The 331-nt window shown below is 29.6% G+C and carries 1 pseudogene; it reads right to left on the bottom strand.

The window, feature by feature from the left end:
* Positions 1-237, bottom strand: a pseudogene (locus tag GW534_RS16270) (DUF3800 domain-containing protein); the annotation flags it as partial.
* Between the last annotated feature and the right edge of the window lie 94 nt (positions 238-331).

Genomic DNA, 331 nt, shown 5'->3' with positions numbered 1-331 from the left:
TTGTAAGTTTGTTTTTATGAAATGGTGTAAACAATATATGTAGGGAGCAATATCCTTGTCATTTTTATATTCAGTAAAGTGATATTCACTCTTCTTACCTGTTATTCTTAAAATCTTGTTGATATCCATCACTATACTGTCGCATAAAGATTGTTCAACACCAAAAGCACCATAGTAAGAATATTTTTTCTCTGCATCTAATTTATTTGACTCGTCGAAAAAGATATTGTATTTCAAAAGTTACAGCCCTGAAGAGTAAAAATTCTTCGAGATAATTCCACCCAAACTTTGCCAAATATGTGATAATAAGGGTATATAAAAAACCTAATAC

This window comes from Pallidibacillus pasinlerensis (assembly GCF_009996845.1).
GTDB lineage: Bacteria > Bacillota > Bacilli > Bacillales > Caldibacillaceae > Pallidibacillus > Pallidibacillus pasinlerensis.
The sequence above is the reverse complement of the archived record's forward strand: the minus strand, read 5'-3'. Positions and strand labels throughout refer to the sequence as shown.